At 53.9% G+C, this 19,524-nt stretch carries 21 protein-coding genes; 11 read left to right on the forward strand and 10 right to left on the reverse strand.

Annotated elements, in window-relative coordinates; all coding sequences use genetic code 11:
- Positions 1-60: 60 nt before the first annotated feature.
- Positions 61-1,212 carry a deoxyguanosinetriphosphate triphosphohydrolase gene (locus tag M0D42_RS06360; protein ID WP_265020753.1) on the reverse strand — a complete coding sequence of 384 codons (1,152 nt, stop codon included), beginning with the start codon at positions 1,210-1,212 and terminating at the stop codon, positions 61-63.
- Positions 1,213-1,312: 100 nt separating this feature from the next.
- Here M0D42_RS06360 and M0D42_RS06365 point away from each other — a divergent pair, with 100 nt between their 5' ends.
- Positions 1,313-1,636 (forward strand): HesB/IscA family protein, encoded by a 324-nt coding sequence (locus tag M0D42_RS06365; protein WP_265020754.1) that lies wholly within the window; start codon positions 1,313-1,315, stop codon positions 1,634-1,636.
- A gap of 3 nt (positions 1,637-1,639) precedes the next feature.
- Here the strand turns inward: M0D42_RS06365 and M0D42_RS06370 are convergent, their stop codons facing one another.
- A complete protein-coding gene (locus M0D42_RS06370; RefSeq protein ID WP_265020755.1) occupies positions 1,640-2,116 on the reverse strand; it encodes an SRPBCC family protein in 477 nt (158 codons plus the stop codon).
- 9 nt (positions 2,117-2,125) lie between these two features.
- On the opposite strand from M0D42_RS06370, the gene xth reads away from it, so the two are divergent.
- Positions 2,126-2,905 carry an exodeoxyribonuclease III gene (gene xth, locus M0D42_RS06375; protein WP_265020756.1) on the forward strand — a complete coding sequence of 260 codons (780 nt, stop codon included), beginning with the start codon at positions 2,126-2,128 and terminating at the stop codon, positions 2,903-2,905.
- Between the two features lie 42 nt (positions 2,906-2,947).
- A complete protein-coding gene (locus M0D42_RS06380) occupies positions 2,948-3,307 on the forward strand; it encodes a hypothetical protein (protein WP_265020757.1) in 360 nt (119 codons plus the stop codon).
- Here the strand turns inward: M0D42_RS06380 and M0D42_RS06385 are convergent.
- Together M0D42_RS06385 and dksA are read right to left on the reverse strand one after the other, a co-directional pair.
- Positions 3,304-4,479, reverse strand: coding sequence for an FAD-dependent monooxygenase (locus M0D42_RS06385; protein WP_265020758.1), 1,176 nt, complete (start codon positions 4,477-4,479; stop codon positions 3,304-3,306). The genes M0D42_RS06380 and M0D42_RS06385 overlap by 4 nt on opposite strands.
- Positions 4,480-4,552: 73 nt before the next feature.
- Entirely contained in the window at positions 4,553-4,975 is a 423-nt protein-coding gene (gene dksA / locus M0D42_RS06390) for an RNA polymerase-binding protein DksA (protein ID WP_265020759.1), read from the reverse strand.
- A gap of 191 nt (positions 4,976-5,166) precedes the next feature.
- Here dksA and M0D42_RS06395 point away from each other — a divergent pair, with 191 nt between their 5' ends.
- Genes M0D42_RS06395 through M0D42_RS06425 form a run of 7 tightly spaced genes read left to right on the forward strand, consistent with a single transcriptional unit; the run spans position 5,167 to position 10,419 of the window.
- On the forward strand, positions 5,167-6,006 hold the full coding sequence (locus M0D42_RS06395) for an AAA family ATPase (RefSeq protein WP_265020760.1): 840 nt from the start codon (positions 5,167-5,169) through the stop codon (positions 6,004-6,006).
- Positions 6,003-7,382 (forward strand): DUF2927 domain-containing protein, encoded by a 1,380-nt coding sequence (locus M0D42_RS06400; RefSeq protein WP_265020761.1) that lies wholly within the window; start codon positions 6,003-6,005, stop codon positions 7,380-7,382. Before M0D42_RS06395 ends, M0D42_RS06400 begins: the two co-directional genes overlap by 4 nt.
- 2 nt (positions 7,383-7,384) lie before the next feature.
- Positions 7,385-7,549: an apolipoprotein acyltransferase gene (locus M0D42_RS06405; protein WP_265020762.1), complete on the forward strand. Its 165-nt coding sequence runs from the start codon at positions 7,385-7,387 to the stop codon at positions 7,547-7,549.
- 4 nt (positions 7,550-7,553) lie between these two features.
- Positions 7,554-8,738 (forward strand): vWA domain-containing protein, encoded by a 1,185-nt coding sequence (locus M0D42_RS06410; RefSeq protein ID WP_265020763.1) that lies wholly within the window; start codon positions 7,554-7,556, stop codon positions 8,736-8,738.
- Positions 8,739-8,765: 27 nt separating this feature from the next.
- Positions 8,766-9,095 carry a hypothetical protein gene (locus M0D42_RS06415; protein WP_265020764.1) on the forward strand — a complete coding sequence of 110 codons (330 nt, stop codon included), beginning with the start codon at positions 8,766-8,768 and terminating at the stop codon, positions 9,093-9,095.
- The gene (locus tag M0D42_RS06420) at positions 9,092-9,700 is read left to right on the forward strand and encodes a DedA family protein (RefSeq protein ID WP_265020765.1); all 609 of its coding nucleotides are present in this window, start codon (positions 9,092-9,094) and stop codon (positions 9,698-9,700) included. Before M0D42_RS06415 ends, M0D42_RS06420 begins: the two co-directional genes overlap by 4 nt.
- Positions 9,701-9,732: 32 nt before the next feature.
- Complete coding sequence (locus M0D42_RS06425; protein WP_265020766.1) at positions 9,733-10,419, forward strand: M48 family metallopeptidase; 687 nt, start codon at positions 9,733-9,735, stop codon at positions 10,417-10,419.
- A gap of 29 nt (positions 10,420-10,448) precedes the next feature.
- Here M0D42_RS06425 and M0D42_RS06430 read toward each other — a convergent pair whose 3' ends face one another.
- Genes M0D42_RS06430 through M0D42_RS06445 form a run of 4 tightly spaced genes read right to left on the reverse strand, consistent with a single transcriptional unit; the run spans position 10,449 to position 15,284 of the window.
- A complete protein-coding gene (locus tag M0D42_RS06430; protein WP_265020767.1) occupies positions 10,449-10,997 on the reverse strand; it encodes an RSP_2648 family PIN domain-containing protein in 549 nt (182 codons plus the stop codon).
- The gene (locus M0D42_RS06435; RefSeq protein ID WP_265020768.1) at positions 10,994-12,184 is read right to left on the reverse strand and encodes an RSP_2647 family RNA methyltransferase; all 1,191 of its coding nucleotides are present in this window, start codon (positions 12,182-12,184) and stop codon (positions 10,994-10,996) included. Before M0D42_RS06435 ends, M0D42_RS06430 begins: the two co-directional genes overlap by 4 nt.
- A gap of 39 nt (positions 12,185-12,223) precedes the next feature.
- Positions 12,224-12,493 (reverse strand): hypothetical protein, encoded by a 270-nt coding sequence (locus M0D42_RS06440; RefSeq protein WP_265020769.1) that lies wholly within the window; start codon positions 12,491-12,493, stop codon positions 12,224-12,226.
- Positions 12,494-12,497: 4 nt separating this feature from the next.
- Positions 12,498-15,284, reverse strand: a complete 2,787-nt coding sequence (locus M0D42_RS06445; protein WP_265020770.1) for a glutamine-synthetase adenylyltransferase — start codon at positions 15,282-15,284, stop codon at positions 12,498-12,500.
- 180 nt (positions 15,285-15,464) lie between these two features.
- On the opposite strand from M0D42_RS06445, the gene M0D42_RS06450 reads away from it, so the two are divergent.
- Positions 15,465-15,650 (forward strand): hypothetical protein, encoded by a 186-nt coding sequence (locus tag M0D42_RS06450; RefSeq protein ID WP_265020771.1) that lies wholly within the window; start codon positions 15,465-15,467, stop codon positions 15,648-15,650.
- A 71-nt stretch (positions 15,651-15,721) separates the two neighbouring features.
- Here M0D42_RS06450 and lon read toward each other — a convergent pair whose 3' ends face one another.
- Complete coding sequence (lon, locus tag M0D42_RS06455; RefSeq protein ID WP_265020772.1) at positions 15,722-18,124, reverse strand: endopeptidase La; 2,403 nt, start codon at positions 18,122-18,124, stop codon at positions 15,722-15,724.
- 231 nt (positions 18,125-18,355) lie between these two features.
- Positions 18,356-19,486 (reverse strand): tRNA guanosine(34) transglycosylase Tgt, encoded by a 1,131-nt coding sequence (gene tgt / locus M0D42_RS06460; RefSeq protein ID WP_265020773.1) that lies wholly within the window; start codon positions 19,484-19,486, stop codon positions 18,356-18,358.
- Positions 19,487-19,524: the final 38 nt, after the last annotated feature.

Here is a 19,524-nt window from a genome sequence, read left to right on the forward strand (position 1 = left end):
CTTACCTGAAGCCAGACCAAAGGAACAGTGATAATTCGGTGTAAGCCTTTTATATAGGGGCTAGAGCGGAAGCTTCTCTCCGAGCAGGCGCTCATATTCCATCAATGCAAACCGATCGGTCATTCCAGCAATGTAATCAGAGACTTTGCGAGCGATCGCCGTTTCGTCTGGAAGCTGCTTAACATCATCCTGCCACGTGAGAGGCAGTAAATCCGTGCGCTCCATAAAGAGCGGGAAAAGCGCCTCGACGACTTTCGTGACCTGCGCGCGCTTCTCCATCACCGAAGGCGCACGGTACATTTGGCTAAATAAGAACTTACGGATGACATTCAGCTGTTCGATGAAACCGTCTGAGAAAGCAATGACGGGTGCGCCGAAACCGCGGATGTCCTCAACCGACGTTGCTCCGCTGTCTTTCAGTAGCCCGCGCGACGTGTCGATCACATCCGCCACCATCACGCCAAAGACACGCCGCAACGCCTCATGCTTACGCCGGTTCTGACTGAGGCCGGGATAACGACTGTCAACTTCTGCAAAGGCTTCGCCAATCACCGGCAGTTTTTGAATATCAGCTTCCGTAAACAAACCCGCTCGCAGCCCATCCTGCAGATCGTGATTGTTGTAAGCGATGTCATCAGCCAATGCCGCAACCTGCGCCTCGGCACTCGCGTGGGTGTGCAACTCCAGATCGTGCAGCTCAACATATTCAGCAAGCGCATATGGGATCACCCCCAAAACCGGACCATTGTGTTTTGCGATACCCTCAAGGCATTCCCATGTCAGATTCAGCCCATCAAACTCCGCGTAATGTCGTTCTAGCGAGGTCACAATCTTCACAGCCTGCGCATTGTGATCAAATCCGCCATAGGGTGCCATCAGCTCATGCAGCGCATCTTCACCCGTGTGACCAAAGGGCGTGTGACCCAAATCATGCGCCAAGGCCACGGCCTCGGTCAGTTCCTGGTTCAACCCAAGTGAGCCGGCAATTGTCCGAGCAACCTGAGCAACCTCTATTGAATGAGTGAGGCGTGTGCGAAAATAGTCGCCCTCATGTTCCACAAATACTTGGGTTTTGTGTTTCAAGCGGCGAAAAGCGCTGGAATGGATGATCCGGTCTCGATCACGTTGAAAGCAGGACCGAAAAGCGCTCTCTTCTTCCGCAACACGCCGACCACGTGCACGCTCCGGGTCTGAGGCAAAATCTGCAATCATCACGCTTGTCCTTGTGGCCTGCTTATTGGCAACTTATATTGCACACTGCGTCGAACAACCCTTGGGTGCAACCGCCCAAATGCCTGTCAGGAGTGACAAAATGCAATTGCCGCCGAAAGTAACGGACCGCGCCTTTGAACGTCTTGCCGAAATTGGAGCAAGCGATCAAGGGCAGGCTTTGCGCATTGCTGTTGAGGGTGGCGGCTGTTCCGGCTTTCAATATGAAATCAAACTGGACGCCCCTGCCGAGGATGATCTGGTGCTGGAAGGCCAAGGCGAAAAAGTCGTTGTCGACAGCATTTCTCTGCCGTTCCTGGCAGATGCCGTCATTGATTTCAGCGAAGAGCTGATTGGTGCGCGGTTTGTCATCGAAAACCCAAATGCGAGCAGCTCTTGTGGCTGCGGCACCAGTTTCTCGATGTAAGCCTTATCGCGCTGCGTAATCTGCGAAAGATTTCATCAAAGCCTGCGTCTGCATCTTGAAAGATGCCGGGCGCAACATCGCTAGCAACCCGTAAAGGCCCTTGAGTTTCATTTCGAGTTCAACACGCCAGAGGGTGCCGCCATCCTCGGTTTCTTCAAAACTGTTGCGAGAAATACTCGCCGACTGATCAGAGACGTAAGATACCATATAAGAATAGGGAATATCCTTCGCGAGGATCGTTTCGATCATCTCAAAGGGGCGATCTCCGACTTTAAAATTCAGCAAGCTTGTTGCGCCGACAGTGCCGGGTTCCCCATCCAAAGGCTCCATGCTCTGAAACCCCGGCTGCCAGTGACGCCGATACCGGTGATCGGTCAAAAGTTCCACAACCCGATCACGGTGCAGGTCAATTTTCTGTTCGGCAAAGTATTTCATCATGGCACCTGAATTCGGGTTGAGCGCGCCCCTTGATAGCGCCATAGTCACCGCATGAAAATCGCGACTTTCAATATCAACGGCATCAAAGCCCGGATCAACGCCCTGCCCGATTACCTGGATGAAGCCCAGCCTGATGTGGTTTTATTGCAGGAAATCAAGTCAGTAGACGAAGCTTTCCCACGCGAGATCTTTGAAGATCGCGGCTACCGCGTCGAAACGCACGGGCAAAAAAGTTTTAACGGTGTGGCGATCCTGTCGAAATTGCCTTTGGAAGACGTGACCCGTGGTCTACCGGGAGATGAGAGCGACGAACAGGCGCGTTGGATTGAGGCCACTGTGATGGGCGAAACGCCTATTCGGGTTTGTGGACTTTATCTGCCAAACGGAAATCCGACACCGGGGCCAAAGTATGACTACAAACTTGCCTGGATGGAGCGCATGCAGGCTCATGCGGAGAATCTTCTGGAAAGCGAAGAACCGTTTTTGATGGCTGGGGATTATAACATCATCCCGCAAGACGAAGACGCGCGTCGCCCAGAGGCCTGGCAAGAGGACGCTCTTGCCCGCCCAGAAAGCCGCGCCGCCTATCGACGTCTGTTGAATTTGGGCTTCACGGAAGCCTTCCGCGCCCGCACCTTTGGGCCAGAGCATTATTCGTTCTGGGATTATCAGGCGGGAGCGTGGAACCGCGATGATGGCATTCGCATCGACCACTTCCTGCTGTCCCCGCAATGCGCGGACCTGCTGGTAGATTGTCAGATCGACAAGGAAGTCCGTGGTCGGGAAAAACCGTCAGATCACGTGCCGGTTTGGGTTGAGTTGGCGGCCTAATTTCTAATTGTTCCTTAGAAACTGCGTTAAGGCGATAAAATCATGGTTTTGTATTTCTTCGTCTTTATTTGGCCGCTCTCAATGCTTGCGCTGAGTGTCTATTGTTTTTTCTTCTTAAGGAACCGGTTGCTTGCAGCGTTCATGCCGCTGAGCCTACTTGGAATCGTGACTATTCTAATGTCACGCAGGTGGTCAGTAGAACGGCTAGAAAAAGCTGAATGTGTCAAAGGCGAAGCTTTGGCCTTTGATTGCAGCAAGAGTTCAACATACGGCATTGATACTTCGATTGCTGAAACCCTATTGACCCTGAATACAGCCGCTTTGATCTATCTCTATTTGGTCTTTCCATTTCTGGTGGTTCTGCTGTTTTACATCCAGTATCGCAAAAACCAGGACAACTAGTCTGCGCCAGTCACATCAAACCGATAAATCCAATCAAACTGACCCATCATCTTCTTAGGTGCGAGCGCTCCGAGAAGTCTCATGCCAGTATGAGCCGCCATTCTCATAGGCAAGCCCGATAGGTGGTATTTCCATGCATTACCAGAGGCTTGTACCACGATCCTCGAGCATCTTTCGTGACGTTTTGACTGATAAAGAGCCAAACCAGACGTAACAGCCTCGGTGCCTGCAAGGCTTTCTGCCAGCACCCAAGCATCTTCCATCGCCATCACCGCGCCTTGCGCCATAAATGGCAGCGTTGGATGTGCCGCATCCCCCAGTATGGCGGTGTTTTCTCCCCACCATTTCTGCGCAACTGGGTGGCGAAAGAGACCCCATAGACCAACATCTGTCACCTCGCGCAAAAGCGCGGGCACGTCGCCGCCAAAATCTGCAAAGGCCGCACGCAGGTTGTCTGGGTCGTCGCGATGGCTCCAGCCTTCCTCAACCCAATCCATACGCTCTTGCACAGCAACAAGATTAACCAACTCACCGCCACGCAGTGGGTAGCTGACCAAATGCCTTTTTGGCCCCATGTGAACCTGCGCGACATTGGGATGCCCCATGCTGTTGGGCACAGTAGCGCGCCAGGCAGTTTGTCGGGTGAAAAATGGGGCTGATGTACCGTTTAAGGCCTGTCGCGTGATCGAATGCAGCCCGTCAGCGCCGATGATCAGATCAGCCGTGAATGTATCCCCATTAGCCATACTCGCGCGCGGCTTTTCTCCGGGAGTGACAGATGCCACTTTCTGCAAAAGCCGAATTTCAACACCAGATTCACGGCATGCCTTGGAAAGAATATCAATTAAATCAGCACGATGGACAAAGAAATACTCTTGATCATCGTCCAAAAGACCCAAGTCCAGACGGGTGACCAAGCGTCCGGCCTTATAGTCATTCAGCTCAACCGCCTCAGCCTTGAGACAGGTCTTGCGAATTTCCTCTGCTAGACCCAGAGCCTTCAGAACGCAGAATCCATTTGGGCTGACCTGAATACCTGCGCCAACCTCGCTGATTGCATCCGCCTGCTCTAGCACCGTCACCTGCGCACCGCGTTGCGCCAGTGCCAAGGCTGCAGTGAGACCGCCGATGCCTCCTCCGAGAACGCCAATATTCATGCCCAAAAGACTCATCTTCACCCCTCTCAAAGCAAAACCGCCAGCGCAAAAGGCCGGCGGTCTTGGTCATTCAGTAAAGTCACAGCAATCAATCGTCGCGGTGCACTTTTTCCCGGCGCTCGTGGCGTTCCTGTGCTTCCAGCGTCATGGTTGCAATCGGACGTGCATCAAGACGTTTCAGCGAAATCGGGTCGCCAGTCTTTTCACAGTAGCCGTACTCACCTTCATCGATCCGGCGCAGAGCAGAATCAATCTTGGCAACCAGCTTGCGCTGACGATCGCGAGTGCGCAGTTCCAGAGCCCGGTCGGTCTCTTCGCTGGCGCGGTCGGCAATGTCAGGAATATTGCGTGTGTTGTCTTGCAGGCCTTCGATTGTATCCCGGCTACCCGCCAGAAGTTCTTCTTTCCAATCAATCAGCTTACGTCGAAAATATTCAATTTGACGGTCGTTCATAAACGGTTCGTCATCTGCAGGACGGTAATCTTCCGGCAGGAAAACTTCAGCTTTCATTTCCGCTCCCTCATCGCGGTACAAGCCTGAGGTCTTAAACTCAACAGACCTGAACCCCCTAAACTGCGCAGGATGTATCGCAGTGATAGCGAATTGTCACTACCTGAAGTGACGGCATTGAAGTGAAAAGACCTTCGGGCTAGGTTGCCCCCTGCCAGAGATCGGCTAATACCATGATGAGGCGCGATAAAATGAAATTTGAAGGCACGCAGGATTATGTGGCCACAGCAGACCTGACGGTTGCTGTAAACGCATCTGTGACACTAGAGCGCCCATTGCTGGTCAAAGGCGAGCCGGGGACCGGGAAAACCGAGCTTGCGAAACAGGTCGCCTCGGCTCTTGGGCTGCGCATGATTGAGTGGAACATCAAATCTACCACGAAGGCACAACAAGGTCTTTATGAATACGATGCCGTCAGCCGGTTGCGCGATAGCCAGTTGGGTGAAGAGCGTGTGCATGATGTGGCGAACTACATCCGCAAAGGCAAACTCTGGGAAGCCTTTGAAGCGGAAGAGAAAGTAGTGCTTTTGATCGATGAAATCGACAAGGCCGACATCGAGTTTCCGAACGATCTGTTGCAGGAACTCGATAAGATGGAGTTTCACGTCTATGAGACCGGTGAGACCATCAAGGCCAAGCAACGCCCGATCATCATCATTACCTCAAACAATGAAAAAGAACTGCCAGATGCCTTCCTGCGGCGCTGTTTCTTTCACTACATCAACTTCCCGGATGCAGAGACGATGAAGGCCATCGTGAAAGTGCATCATCCGGGCATTAAAGATCTGCTTTTGACAGCGGCCTTGACGCAATTTTACGAAATCCGCGAAACCCGCGGCTTAAAGAAGAAACCGTCCACTTCTGAGGTGATTGACTGGTTAAAGCTGCTTTTGGCGGAAGACCTCGCTCCCGAAGATTTGAAACGCGATGGCGCAAATGCGCTGCCAAAATTGCATGGTGCGCTGCTGAAAAACGAACAAGACGTGCATCTCTTTGAACGTCTGGCCTTTATGGCGCGGTCTGGCCGGTGATTCTCAAGGTCAGAATACTCTGTGGCCTCGGGGCGCTTGCGCTTCTGATGGCCTGTGGGGTTCAAACAACGAATACCGCGCACCCGACGCGCGCAACGCTGGCTGAAACAACTCTGCCACCGGTGAAGGCATTTCAGGCGCAGCCTGCTGCGCTGCCATCACGCTCCAACGCAGATATCGCGCGCGATTTCCTAGATCTCAGCTTTGCATTGGAATCTGGGCGTCCCTTGCAATTTCTCACGAAATTTGAAGGCCCTATCACGGTCAGACTGGAAGGCCGAACGAGCGCACTCTTAAGGTCAGATCTGTCGCAGTTGTTGGCGCGGTTACGCGCTGAGGCGGGCATTGATATCCGTCAGGTGCGTCAGGGGTCGGCCAATATCACGATCCAAGCCGTGGCCAAAAGCGAGATAAAACGCGCCCTGCCCCATGCGGCATGTTTTGTCGTGCCCAACGTCACATCGATCGGAGAATATCGCCGTGCGCGCGGTGCCGCCCGCACGGATTGGGCTGGTCTTCAAAATCGCGAGCGTCTTGCAATCTTCCTGCCTTATGACACCAGCCCTCAGGACATGCGGGATTGTCTGCACGAAGAGCTTGCGCAAGCGCTTGGGCCGCTAAATGATCTCTATCGGCTAGATGACAGCGTCTTTAACGACGACAACTTCCACGCGGTTCTCACGGGTTTTGATATGCTGATCCTCAGGGCATATTACGATCCGAGCATCCGCAACGGTATGACCCAACTTGAAGTCGCGGAGCGATTGCCTGCGGTTCTGGATCGCCTTAACCCACAAGGTCAACATAACCGCATTGCACCACGAAGCCGAACCGATCGGGCCTGGATCAATGCTGTGCAACGCGCGCTTGGCCCAACGGGCACATCAGGCAGACGTCTCGCCGCGGCACGAGATACGCTGGCGATCGCTCAAAACAAAGGATGGACGGACCATCGTCGCGCCTTCAGCCACTATATCTTTGCGCGCGTTCAGCAGCTCAGGGACCCGGACCTTTCCAACAGACACTACCAGTTGGCCGATCAATATTTTCGTGGCAGTGCGCCTGACGGCCCGCATCGCGCGGCTGTTGCTGCGCCTCTCGCGGCCTTTGCTTTGGCAAGCGGAGACCCACAGACCGCTCTGCGTATCGTGGATCTGCGCATTCCAGATGCGCGCAAGTACCAGAACGCCATTCACCTCTCCACGCTATTGATGATCAAAGCCGAAGCGCATGCTGCCTTGGGACAAACCGCAGCAGCCCAGGCCGCGCATCTGGACAGTCTTGGATGGGCGCGATACGGCTTCGGCCCGGAATGGATTGTGCGAGCAAAGCAGCGTGAAATTGCCTTGCTCAACGCGAACAACAGGACAAACTGACGATGTATCTGATCACTGGCCTTATTGGCATTCTCATTGGCGCAATCACAGCCAAACGCCGAAACGGCAAAACCGCAGACATCCTGCACTATGCTGCGGGCTACGGGATCGCCTTTGCTGTCGCTGGCTTTATCCTGACGCTGATCATCGAAAAAAACTTCCTCTGATCCGATGTTTCAGCCGCTCTTTGAAAACCTTAGATCCGCTGGCGTGCCTGTCTCGCTGCGTGAGTATCTGAGTTTTCTGGCAGCGCTGAAAACCGGCATCGCGACATACGATACAGAGGTCTTTTACTACCTGGCGCGTACCGCCATGGTGAAAGACGAACGTAACCTCGACAAGTTTGACCGCGCGTTTGCGGCAACTTTTGAGGGGCTGGAAAGCCTTTCTGCGGATGATGTGCTGAACGCCGTGGACATCCCCGAGGACTGGCTGCGTAAGATGGCTGAGAAACACCTCAGCCCAGAGGAGATGGCCGAGATTGAATCTCTCGGTGGCTTTGACAAGCTGATGGAAACCCTGAAGGAACGTCTGAAAGAACAGGAAGGGCGTCACCAAGGGGGCAACAAGTGGATCGGAACCGCAGGTACCAGCCCCTTTGGCGCTTATGGATATAATCCCGAAGGTGTGCGCATAGGCCAGAAAGAAAGCCGCCATAAGCGCGCGGTGAAGGTCTGGGACAAACGCGAGTTTCGCAATCTGGATGACAGTGTTGAGCTTGGCACCCGCAATATCAAAGTCGCTCTGAAACGTCTGCGCAGTTGGGCGCGTGATGGGGCCGCTGATGAGCTTGATCTGGATGGCACCATCCGCTCAACTGCTGAGCATGGCTATCTGGATGTTAAAACCCGCCCGGAACGGCGCAATGCTGTAAAAGTGCTTTTATTCCTCGACGTTGGCGGTTCAATGGATCCGCATATCAAGGTGGTGGAAGAGCTCTTTTCCGCCGCCCGCGCAGAGTTCAAACACCTTGAATATTTCTACTTCCACAATTGCCTTTACGAAGGCGTTTGGCGTGACAATGCGCGACGCTGGAATGACCAGACGTCCACCTGGGACGTGCTGCGCACCTATGGGTCTGACTACAAATGTATTTTTGTGGGAGACGCATCCATGTCGCCATATGAGATCGCCTATGCAGGTGGTGCCAATGAACATTGGAACCAAGAGCCGGGTCAGACATGGCTTGAACGTGCGCGAGAACAGTGGCCTGACAATCTCTGGATTAATCCGGTACCAGACGGCCATTGGGATTATACCCATTCCATTGGCATGATCCGCGAGATTTTTGAGGATCGCATGGTCCCGATGACTTTATCTGGTTTGGACGACGGAATGCGGCTACTTCTGCGTTAAAGGCTTAATGGCTTTGCAGGGAAACTTATGCTCGCGCTTTTTAAACGACATCCAATTGCTGGTACCGGATTTGTCCTAGCAACAGTTGCTACGCTTTTCTTTGCGTTTCAACTGATCGCCGGGGCCATCTATTGGGCTGATCCAGAACATCGTAACCAACCACCTGCCGGTTGGATGACGCCCGCATATATCTCCCATTCGTGGGATATAGATAACCGTGCGCTCAGGGATCACCTGGGTATCACGCGCGATGATGTCAAAGGTCGCCCGACATTGAAGCGCATCGCCGAAGCGAAAGGTGTTTCGGTCGCCGAAGTCATTGAAGAGGTGAATGCGTTTTTGGATCAGGCAAAATGACCGAAACGCTGATCATATACCTCGCCGACTATGGCCCTGCTCTATTGTTTTTTGTGACCTTCTTCAGTTGCTTGGCCGTTCCTATACCTTCGTCACTACTGATGCTCACCAGCGGGGCATTTGTGGCCACAGGCGATATGCAGGCCGTTTCTGTAATTGGAGCTGCTCTATTGGGGGCGGTCGCAGGCGACGCGACCGGATACCTCATTGGAGGCAAAGCGCGTACACGGATTTACCACTTCATGCATGGTCACCCCAAACGCAGCAAATTGCTTTCCAAAGCCGAAGGCATTCTGGAGCACCGCGGCGCGATTGGTGTCTACCTGAGCCGCTGGCTGTTTTCACCGCTCGGCCCATATGTGAATTTCACAGCTGGGGCAACAGCGATGCACTGGATGCCATTTGTCATTGCTGGCGCGCTTGGAGAAGCAACCTGGGTCAGCATCTATGTGGGTCTCGGCTATGGATTTGCAGATAATCTAACAATGGCTGCGGATTTGGCGGGCAGTGCGCTGGGTGTTTTGGCTGGCGGCATGACGATGCTTGGCACCGGTGCTTGGCTTTATCACAACCGTCGCAAACAGATCGCCCAAACCAGCGGTTGACCCGCTGCGGTCTCAGCCCCATATCCTAAAGCATGCTGAAGTTCACACCGATCCTGCTGGCGATCCTTTATGCCCTTGTGATGTATCGCTTTTCTGCTTGGCGCACAGCGCGTACCTTGGATGAGCAATCCACGGAACTCGCTGATCCGGGGCTGAAAAAGCTGATTGACCGTATGGCTGCGGCTTTAGAGCTGCCACGCATCCGTGTGCATATCTATGAGATTGATCCAGTGAACGGGCTGGCGGCACCTGATGGCCGGATTTTCATCACCCGTGGGTTTTATCGCAAATACGCAAATGGTGAGGTCAGCAAGGAAGAACTGGCCAGTGTCATTGCCCATGAACTAGGTCATGTCGCCCTGGGTCACTCCCGCCGTCGGATGATCGATTTCTCAGGCCAGAATGCCCTGCGCACGGCGCTAGCGATGGTTCTGACGCGATTTATTCCCTTTGTTGGGGTTTGGATCGCAAATGCGCTGACGACCCTGCTGGCGGCGCGCCTGTCGCGTGGGGACGAGTATGAAGCGGATGAATATGCAGCGGCACTACTGACTAAATCTGGTATTGGGACAGAGCCGCAGAAAAGTCTCTTCCTCAAACTCGAAGCGTTGACTGCGAACCGCGCGGGCTCCATTCCGGCTTGGTTGATGAGCCACCCAAAAACGGATGAGCGCATCAAGGCGATTGAAAATCTTGAGCAGAAATGGGGTACGGCGTAACGAAATCGTAGGCCGGACTTCAAACCGGCCTACGATTTGTAACTCAAAGCCTTCGCCAATTTTGGCAATCGCGCCTTTTTCAACAGCCCACGCGTTTCCCAATCTTTCCCAGACAGGCGACACGCTTCTTGACGGATGCGCTCAGCAACCTCTGCCACCATCTCCGGTTCTCGCTCCCAAACCCCGCGCAGCAGCTCGTCTGGCCCTAAACGTTCCAAACCTTCTTCTGCGAGAATATGTTTGGGAAAATCCTTCGTATTAACCGTCACAATCGCATCGGCATGACCATCAATCGCGGCGGCAAGAACATGGATATCCGCTTCATCCGGCAAATAGAGCCGCGCTTCGGTGCTTGGTCGATAATTGATGCTTGCCTTAGGCCAAGCGGCTCTTACCAACGCAATTTCACCCCGCGCCTGTGCTTCGCCGGTCGGGCCGATTTTACGCGCCGCACGCGCCCATTCTTCCAAGATACGTTCAGACCAGAGCGGCTCAAACGCCCCAGCCTTGGCAACACCCAGCAACACCTCCCGCATCACGGTTGGGTAAATCACACAGGTGTCGAGCAAGAGCTTCATAGGCGGAAGAACAAAGCCTTAAGGTAGCCGCTTTCGGCCAGCTGCGGCATCAGGGGATGATCAGGTCCGGCAAAGCCAGTGTGGATCAATTGACCTCGACGACCTGCTCGCCCAATGCCACGCGCAGAAGCATTGCGGAAAAGCGAGAGTTCAGCGGCGTGAGAACACGAACAGAGGCCTAGATAGCCGCCCTCTTCCACCAAAGGAGCCGCCATACGCGCCACACGCTCATAGGCGCGCAAGCCCTTCTCAAGCGCTGGTTTATTTGGCGCAAAGGCCGGTGGGTCGCAGATGACAACATCATACTTTTGACCTTCTTCAGCGAGGGCTTCCAGAACCGCAAAAGCATCTCCTTTGCGGGTTGAGAAACGATCCGCAACGCCAGCTGCTACCGCTCCTTGTTCGGCCAATGACAAGGCAGCAGCCGAGCCATCAACCGCCATCGCAGAGGATGCTCCGCCAGCGAGAGCCGCCAAGGAAAAGCCGCCTACATGGGAGAAGACATCCAGCACGCGTGCGCCATTGCTGAGACGCGCTGCAAAACCATGGTTGGCGCGTTGATCAAAGAAGAGACCTGTCTTCTGACCACCTGTCAGGTCCGCCATATAGGTCGCGCCGTTCATGATGACGGGAAGAGGCTCGCTTGGCGCTGAACCAAGAAGCACCGCGTTTTCTTCGTCTAATCCTTCCAAGGTGCGCGCCCGGCCAGAGGCGTTTTTCAGGATATTACGAACGCCGGTTATCGCTGCGAGAGCTGCGGTCAGCGGTTCAATCAAAGCATCCGCCCAAGCGGCGTTGGGTTGTACAACGCATGTGTCGCCAAATCGGTCAATCACCACGCCCGGAAGCCCGTCAGCCTCAGCATGGACCAAACGATAAAATGGAGCTTCATAAAGGCGCTCTCGCATCGCAAGCGCTTTCGCAAACCGCGCTTCAAACCAAGCCTGATTGATCACCGCTTCCGGATTTCGATCGAGCATCCGGCAAATGATCTTGCTGTTTGAATTGACCGCCACCAGCCCCATTGGACGACGCTCTGCATCCTCCAGAACTGCGAGATTTCCCGCGTCCAGTTTTTTGGTGCGGCGGTCAGTCACCAACTCGTTTTCATAGACCCATGGAAATCCATGGCGTATGGCACGAGCATTGGCTTTGGGTTTTAGGCGAACAATGGGCAGATCAGTCATGTGGCCCTCCTACAGGCAAGCTGATCCGGTGAAAAGCGATTAACGCCGACGACGTCCGGTTCTGCGTGCTCCGTCAGATGCACCCATCTTGTTTGAAGTTCCTTCACGCAGCACTTCGGTCATAGGATGATCCGGGTGATCTGGTTCATACTTCGCCAGCAACGCTTCGATCTGCGCTTTTGCTTGGGTCGGGTCATCGGTACCAAGAGCCCAATCCATGAAGATAGATCGACACTGGGACGCATCGATGCCTTCGATATTGTAGCTCTCTCGGATCAGACCCTTCGGGTCATTGATGTCTTGGTTCATAGAATTATCCGCTAAAGGGTCGCGCCAACATATGGTCGATTGCTTTGCTGGCACGGGTTGCGGATTCGGTCAATTGGTCTTGTAAGGAAGCGAAGGATTCCGCACCTGTTTCGCGCAGTATAAAGGCCACACCGCCTGCCCCGATGGCTTCAGGATCAAGCGCCTTTTCTCCTAAAAGCCGCGTTGCGACCTGTAGTGTTCGGTGCAGATTATAACTCTCTGACAAATCGTCATATTCCTGTTCAGAACACCATTTGGAAGCCAAGCCGTGGCGTAGGCTTTCAGCCACATCGCGAGAGGCATTTCCAGTTAGCAACGCCGCTGCTTGCGAAGTCAGTTCGATATCTTGAAGCCGCCCCGTGCCGATTTTGGCATCCCACACCCCTTCAGGTGATTTGGCCGCCGCAATACGTTCGCGCATTTCCAAAACATCTGTTCGAATCTTTGATTCATCTGATGGCTGGGCAATCAATTCCTGCCGGAAAACCTCGATTTCCTGCATCAACTCTTCTGTGCCTGCCACCGGACGCGCCCGCGTCAATGCAAGATGTTCCCAAGTCCAGGCTTGGTTTCGCTGGTAATCGGTGAAAGACACTATGGAGGTTGCAACCGGTCCCTGCGTTCCGCTTGGGCGCAGGCGCATGTCGACTTCATAAAGGCGCCCCTCAGACATCTGAGCAGTCACAGCTGTCACCAGAGCTTGAGTAAGCCGCGCATAATAGGCACGCGATGCCAATGGCCGTCGCCCGTCGGAGAAATCCACGCCATCGGCGTCATAGATGACGATCAAGTCCAAATCAGATGAGGCATTCAAGCGTTGCGCCCCCAATGATCCCATGCCCAGCACCATGGCACCGCGGCCTGGCATTGGGCCGTGCTTGGCCGAGAACTGCTCTAGCACCGAGGGCCACAATCCGCTCAGAACCGCCTCTGCAAGGTCAGAATACTGCTGACCGGCCTGAATACCGTTGATCAAGCCGCGCAGGTGATGCACGCCAATGCGAAAGTGCGTCTCTTTCATCCAGCGCCGAGAAGCGTCCAGACGGCGCTCATAGTCGCTCTCAGCGCTCAGGAGTTTTGTTAGATCAGCCGTTAATTCATCTACGCTTGGCCAATCAGAGAAGAACGATCCACCTAATACGCCGTCCAGCACAGAGGCGTTACGAGAAAGATAGCGCGCCAGTGCGGGCGATGTACCAAAGATATCAACAAGCAAATCAACAAGTTGCGGGTTGGCCTCAAAGAGAGAGAAGACCTGAACACCTGCAGGTAGCCCCGCCAGAAACCCATCAAGCGCAATCAACGCTTCATCTGGCTTCGCAGCCTCAGACAACCGGCGCAGCAACTCTGGTCGCAGTCGATTGAAAATTTCAACAGCACGCGATGATCTAAGTGCCGGATAGGTATTCCAGCGGGCGATCACCTCTTCATCAAATGAATACCCCTGTTCGACCTCCTTTGGCGCCATCATATCCGGCGCAAAGAAATCCTCGGTCAGCCGGTGTACCTCTTCAATGCGATCACGCCATTCGGCTTTCAGTTCCGCTAGATTGCGGCCCATCAAACAGGCAATGCGTTCCAGTCCTTCTTCGGTCTTTGGAAGGTCATGAGTCTGGGCATCGTTGATCATTTGAATGCGATGTTCGACCTCACGATGCGCACGATAGTGTTCGGATAGCTGATCGGCCACCTCGGGCTTTACCCAGCCTTTGTCCGCGAGTTTTTTCAGTGAGGAAACGGTTTCCCGACCTCGCAATTCTGGGTCTCGACCACCGGCAATCAGCTGACGGGTTTGGGTGAAAAACTCGATCTCTCGAATGCCCCCGCGCCCTAGTTTCATATTGTGGCCTGCAAGTTCAACTTTGCCGCCTAAGCCTTTGTGTTCACGTATTCTTAGCCGCATATCATGGGCTTCGTGAATGGTCGCGAAATCCAGATGCTTACGCCAAACGAAAGGTCTCAACGTTTTTAGAAACTTCGCGCCCGCCTCTTTGTGACCCGCGGCAGGGCGCGCTTTGATATATGCTGCCCGTTCCCAGGTGCGACCAAGGCTTTCGTAGTAGCGTTCCGCCGCTTCCATCGCGAGACAGACAGGTGTGACGGCCGGATCAGGTCTGAGGCGCAGGTCCGTGCGGAACACATAGCCCTCACCAGTGATGTCACTGAGCAAGGCCATCGCACGCCGGGTTGCCCTCACCAATGAGGCGCGCGCATCGTGAAAGTCGTCACGGTCATAGCGCGTCTCATCAAACAGACAGATCAGGTCGATGTCACTGGAATAGTTAAGCTCATGAGCACCCATCTTGCCCATCGCCAGTGCCACCATGCCCCCGGCCTCAGCGATATCGTCTTCGGTTGCGCCAGGAAGCTTTCCGCGCGCGATTTCTTTCGCCACCATGGCTTCCAGCGCGATTTGACAGGAAAGATCAGCGAAATCTGTGAGTGTGCTTGTGACCTTCTCTAACGTCCAAACACCAGCGATATCCGCCAGAGCTGTGATCAATGCGATCCGTCGTTTTCCCTGTCGCAATGCATGGCTTAACGCATCTGGGGCAACCTCTTTCAGCTCCGCATATAAATCAGTTACAGCCTGATCAGGATCATCCAGAGCAGGTTCCAGCCAGGTTTGCTCCTTAAGAAGTAATCCACGCAGATAGGGACTGCTGGCACCCACTCCGATCAGAAGAGGTTTTATCTCTCCGTCGACAATGGTCAGTTGATCAGACAGATCATCCGCGATTTCCTGATCGAACGGCCGCGGTAAACGGCTCATGTTATTGGCAAAACTCATGCTTCGAAGATGCGTTGCCTCTCTTCTCTGGTCAATGTGGCATCACGGTTTTTGCGGTGAACGGGCAACATAAATCCATGCACTGAACGCCTGGGCCTCTGTGTCCTTGACTTTAAGGGGCCAAAATCCGAGGCCAGCATCAGGAATACTTAACGAGTTCATTTAATTGTGGGGGACACAATGAAAACTATTGTTGCAATTCTGGCGATTGTCGCCGCGACATCACCTGCCATCGCAGGAGGCATGGCTGATCCAGTGATCGAAGCACCCGTTATCGAAGCAGATGCTTCTTCTAGCGGCAATGAGGCCGCAACTGTGATGGCGATCATGACCATTGCGATGCTTTGGGCCGCTTTAGACAACTGATCAATCAAATCACATGACATGAAAAAAGGCGCTCTGTTCAGAGCGCCTTTCTTTTGTGTGTCCAGGATAACTTAGTGCGCGACAGCACCTGGTTTGTCAGCTGCTTTCAAAGCGGCAGCTGCGGCCTCTTCTGCCGCCTCATCCCATTCGATAGGCTCAGGCTTAGCAACCAATGCACGCTCAAGAACTTCAGAAACGTGGGTCACAGGGATAATTTCCAGCCCTTCTTTCACGTTATCCGGGATCTCAGCCAGATCCTTTTCATTCTCTTCCGGGATCAGCACGGTTTTGATCCCGCCACGCAATGCTGCGAGCAGTTTTTCTTTCAAACCACCGATCGGCATCGCGTTGCCCCGCAATGAGACCTCACCAGTCATGGCAATGTCTTTACGGATCGGAATGCCTGTCAGCACGGAGACAATCGACGTCACCATCGCAAGACCTGCAGATGGGCCATCTTTTGGTGTCGCGCCATCCGGTACGTGCACGTGGATGTCGATCTTATCGAACTTCGGAGGTTTCACCCCGATCTCCGGCGCAATCGAGCGCACATAAGAGCTTGCCGCATCGATGGATTCCTTCATCACATCGCCAAGCTTACCGGTGGTCTTCATGCGACCTTTACCCGGCAGTTTCAGCGCTTCGATGTGTAGAAGATCACCGCCCACGCTGGTGTAAGCCAGCCCTGTCACAACGCCGATCTGATCTTTGCTTTCAGCCAAACCATAGCGGAACTTCTTCACCCCAAGGAATTCGTCGAGGTTATCCGCAGTAACAGTCACGCTTTCAGCCTGCTTGCGCACGATCTTGGTGATCGCCTTACGCGCTATCTTACCAATTTCACGTTCAAGGTTTCGAACGCCCGCTTCGCGCGTGTAAGTGCGTACGATTTCCTGCAGCGCTTCTGGTTCCAGAGCAAACTCTTTCGCCTTCAAACCGTGGTTCTTCACCTGCTTCGGAATAAGGTGACGATGCGCGATCTCAGCCTTTTCCTCTTCGGTGTAACCCGCCAGTGGAATGATCTCCATCCGGTCCAAAAGCGGACCTGGCATGTTGTAGCTGTTGGAGGTGGTTAGGAACATGACGTTTGAGAGATCATATTCCACCTCAAGGTAGTGATCCACAAAGGTGCTGTTCTGTTCTGGGTCCAATACCTCCAGCATCGCAGAGGCCGGATCGCCACGGAAGTCCTGACCCATCTTGTCGATTTCATCAAGCAAGATCAGTGGGTTAGTCGTCTTTGCCTTCTTCAGTGCCTGAATGATCTTACCTGGCATAGAGCCAATATAAGTCCGGCGGTGACCACGGATTTCGCTCTCATCGCGCACACCACCAAGGGAGATGCGGATGAACTCACGACCAGTCGCTTTCGCCACGGATTTACCCAGAGAGGTCTTACCAACACCCGGAGGGCCAACAAGGCACATGATCGGGCCTTTCAGCTTCTTGGAGCGTTGCTGAACCGCAAGGTATTCGACGATGCGTTCTTTGACTTTCTCAAGCCCGTAGTGATCGTGATCCAGCGTCTCTTGCGCTTTGTTCAGGTCTTTTTTGACGCGGGATTTGGTGCCCCACGGAATAGAAAGCATCCAATCCAGATAGTTGCGCACAACTGTGGCTTCCGCGGACATCGGCGACATGTTCTTAAGCTTCTTCAGCTCAGCGTCGGCCTTTTCCTTAGCTTCCTTAGACAGCTTGGTCGCGGCAATCTTTTCTTCCAGCTCCTGGATTTCACCAGAACCGTCTTCGCCATCGCCCAGTTCCTTCTGAATGGCCTTCATCTGCTCATTCAGATAGTACTCGCGCTGGGTCTTCTCCATCTGCGATTTCACGCGGGTTTTGATCTTTTTCTCAACCTGCAGCACGGACATTTCGCCCTGCATCAGGCCAAAGACCTTCTCCAGACGCTCAGACACTGACAGCGTTTCCAGAAGTTCCTGCTTCTGATCAACTTCCACACCCAGATGGCCAGACACAAGATCAGCCAATCGCGCAGGCTCTTCGGTTTCAGAAACCGCGCTCAGCGCTTCTTCAGGTATGTTTTTCTTGATCTTGGCGTAGCGTTCAAACTCATCACCAACGGAACGCAGCAGCGCTTCGATGGTCGTCGCATCGCCTGGAATTTCATTCAGATATTCAGCAGTCGCTTCAAAGAAAACATCGTTTTCCAGGAAGTCATTGATCTGCACACGCGCCTGACCTTCGACGAGCACTTTTACTGTGCCGTCTGGCAGCTTCAAAAGCTGCAGAACGTTCGCCAAAACGCCGGTGCGGTAGATGCCTTCTGCTTCTGGATCGTCCTCTGCCGGATCGATCTGGCTCGCCAGAAGGATTTGTTTGTCGTCCTGCATCACTTCTTCAAGCGCGCGGACGGATTTTTCACGGCCCACAAACAGCGGCACAATCATATGTGGGAAGACCACAATGTCGCGCAGTGGTAGGACGGGATAGGATGAATTGAGTGGCTCTTGCATACTCGGTCCTTATTCTTGGCAAGACAGCCCGGCCCCGCTTTGCGGCAACACTTGCTGTCTCCTCTTTCGAGTTTTCTATCTGGTACGGCTCGGCATGGGTTTCAACCCGCGCACCTCTTTGTTGTCCTCAGCATGCCCTTTGGTGACGAGGACCACAAGAGTGGATTTGTTGGAATTCACCCGGAATTAAGGAATGTTATAGGGCCTTAACCAGAGCTATCCGTTGAAGCATTAAAAGGGTTCAATATCACCCTGCGCCCGCCCCGCGTGGAAATCCTTTTCCCAGGCCTCAAAGGTCCCTGCAGCAATCGCGTCCCGCATGCCCTGCATGATATCTTGGAAGTAATGCAGGTTATGCCATGTCAGCAGCATGCCCGAGATCATCTCATTAGAGCGGAACACATGGTGTAGGTAGGCACGTGAATAGTTCCGGCACGCTGGGCAGCCGCATTTTTCATCCAATGGTCGAGGATCGTCAGCGTGGCGTGCGTTCTTAATGTTCAAAACACCGTTGCGAGTGAAAACCTGCCCCGTGCGACCTGAACGCGACGGCAAAACACAGTCCATCATGTCGATGCCGCGTTTCACTGCGCCTACGATGTCATCAGGCTTGCCAACGCCCATCAGATACCGAGGTTTATCGACTGGCAGCTGATCCGGCGCGAATTCCAGAGTGGAGAACATGGCTTCCTGCCCTTCCCCAACAGCCAGACCACCAACAGCATATCCATCAAAGCCGATCTCTTTTAACGCCTCAGCGCTTTCTTCGCGGAAATCTTCCTCAAGACCACCTTGCTGAATGCCAAACAAAGCATGGCCGGGACGATCCCCAAAGGCATCCCGACTGCGCTGGGCCCACCGCATCGACAGGCGCATCGATTCAGCAATCTGGTCCCGATCTGCGGGCAATGCAGGGCATTCGTCAAAACACATGACGATGTCAGAACCGAGTAGCTTTTGGATTTCCATCGAGCGTTCCGGTGTCAGCTCGTGTTTGGAGCCGTCGATGTGGCTTTGGAAGGTTACGCCCTTTTCTGTCAGTTTGCGCAGGCCAGCCAGCGACATCACCTGAAAGCCGCCAGAGTCCGTCAGAATGGGACGCTCCCAGTTCATGAACTTGTGCAGACCACCCAGGCGATCAATGCGCTCCGCCGTTGGGCGCAGCATCAGGTGATAGGTGTTGCCCAGAAGAATATCGGCGCCTGTTGCGCGGACACTTTCTGGCATCATGGCCTTCACAGTTGCCGCTGTCCCTACAGGCATGAAAGCCGGTGTACGGATCTCGCCGCGCGGTGTCGAAATCACCCCGGTCCGGGCCTTGCCATCGGTGGCTTTCAATTCGAAGGAAAAACGGCTGGTCATTAGTCACCTTTTTAGCTTTGCGCTCTCCTTACGCTGAC

This window comes from Cognatishimia activa, from assembly GCF_026016445.1.
GTDB classification, from domain to species: domain Bacteria; phylum Pseudomonadota; class Alphaproteobacteria; order Rhodobacterales; family Rhodobacteraceae; genus Cognatishimia; species Cognatishimia activa_B.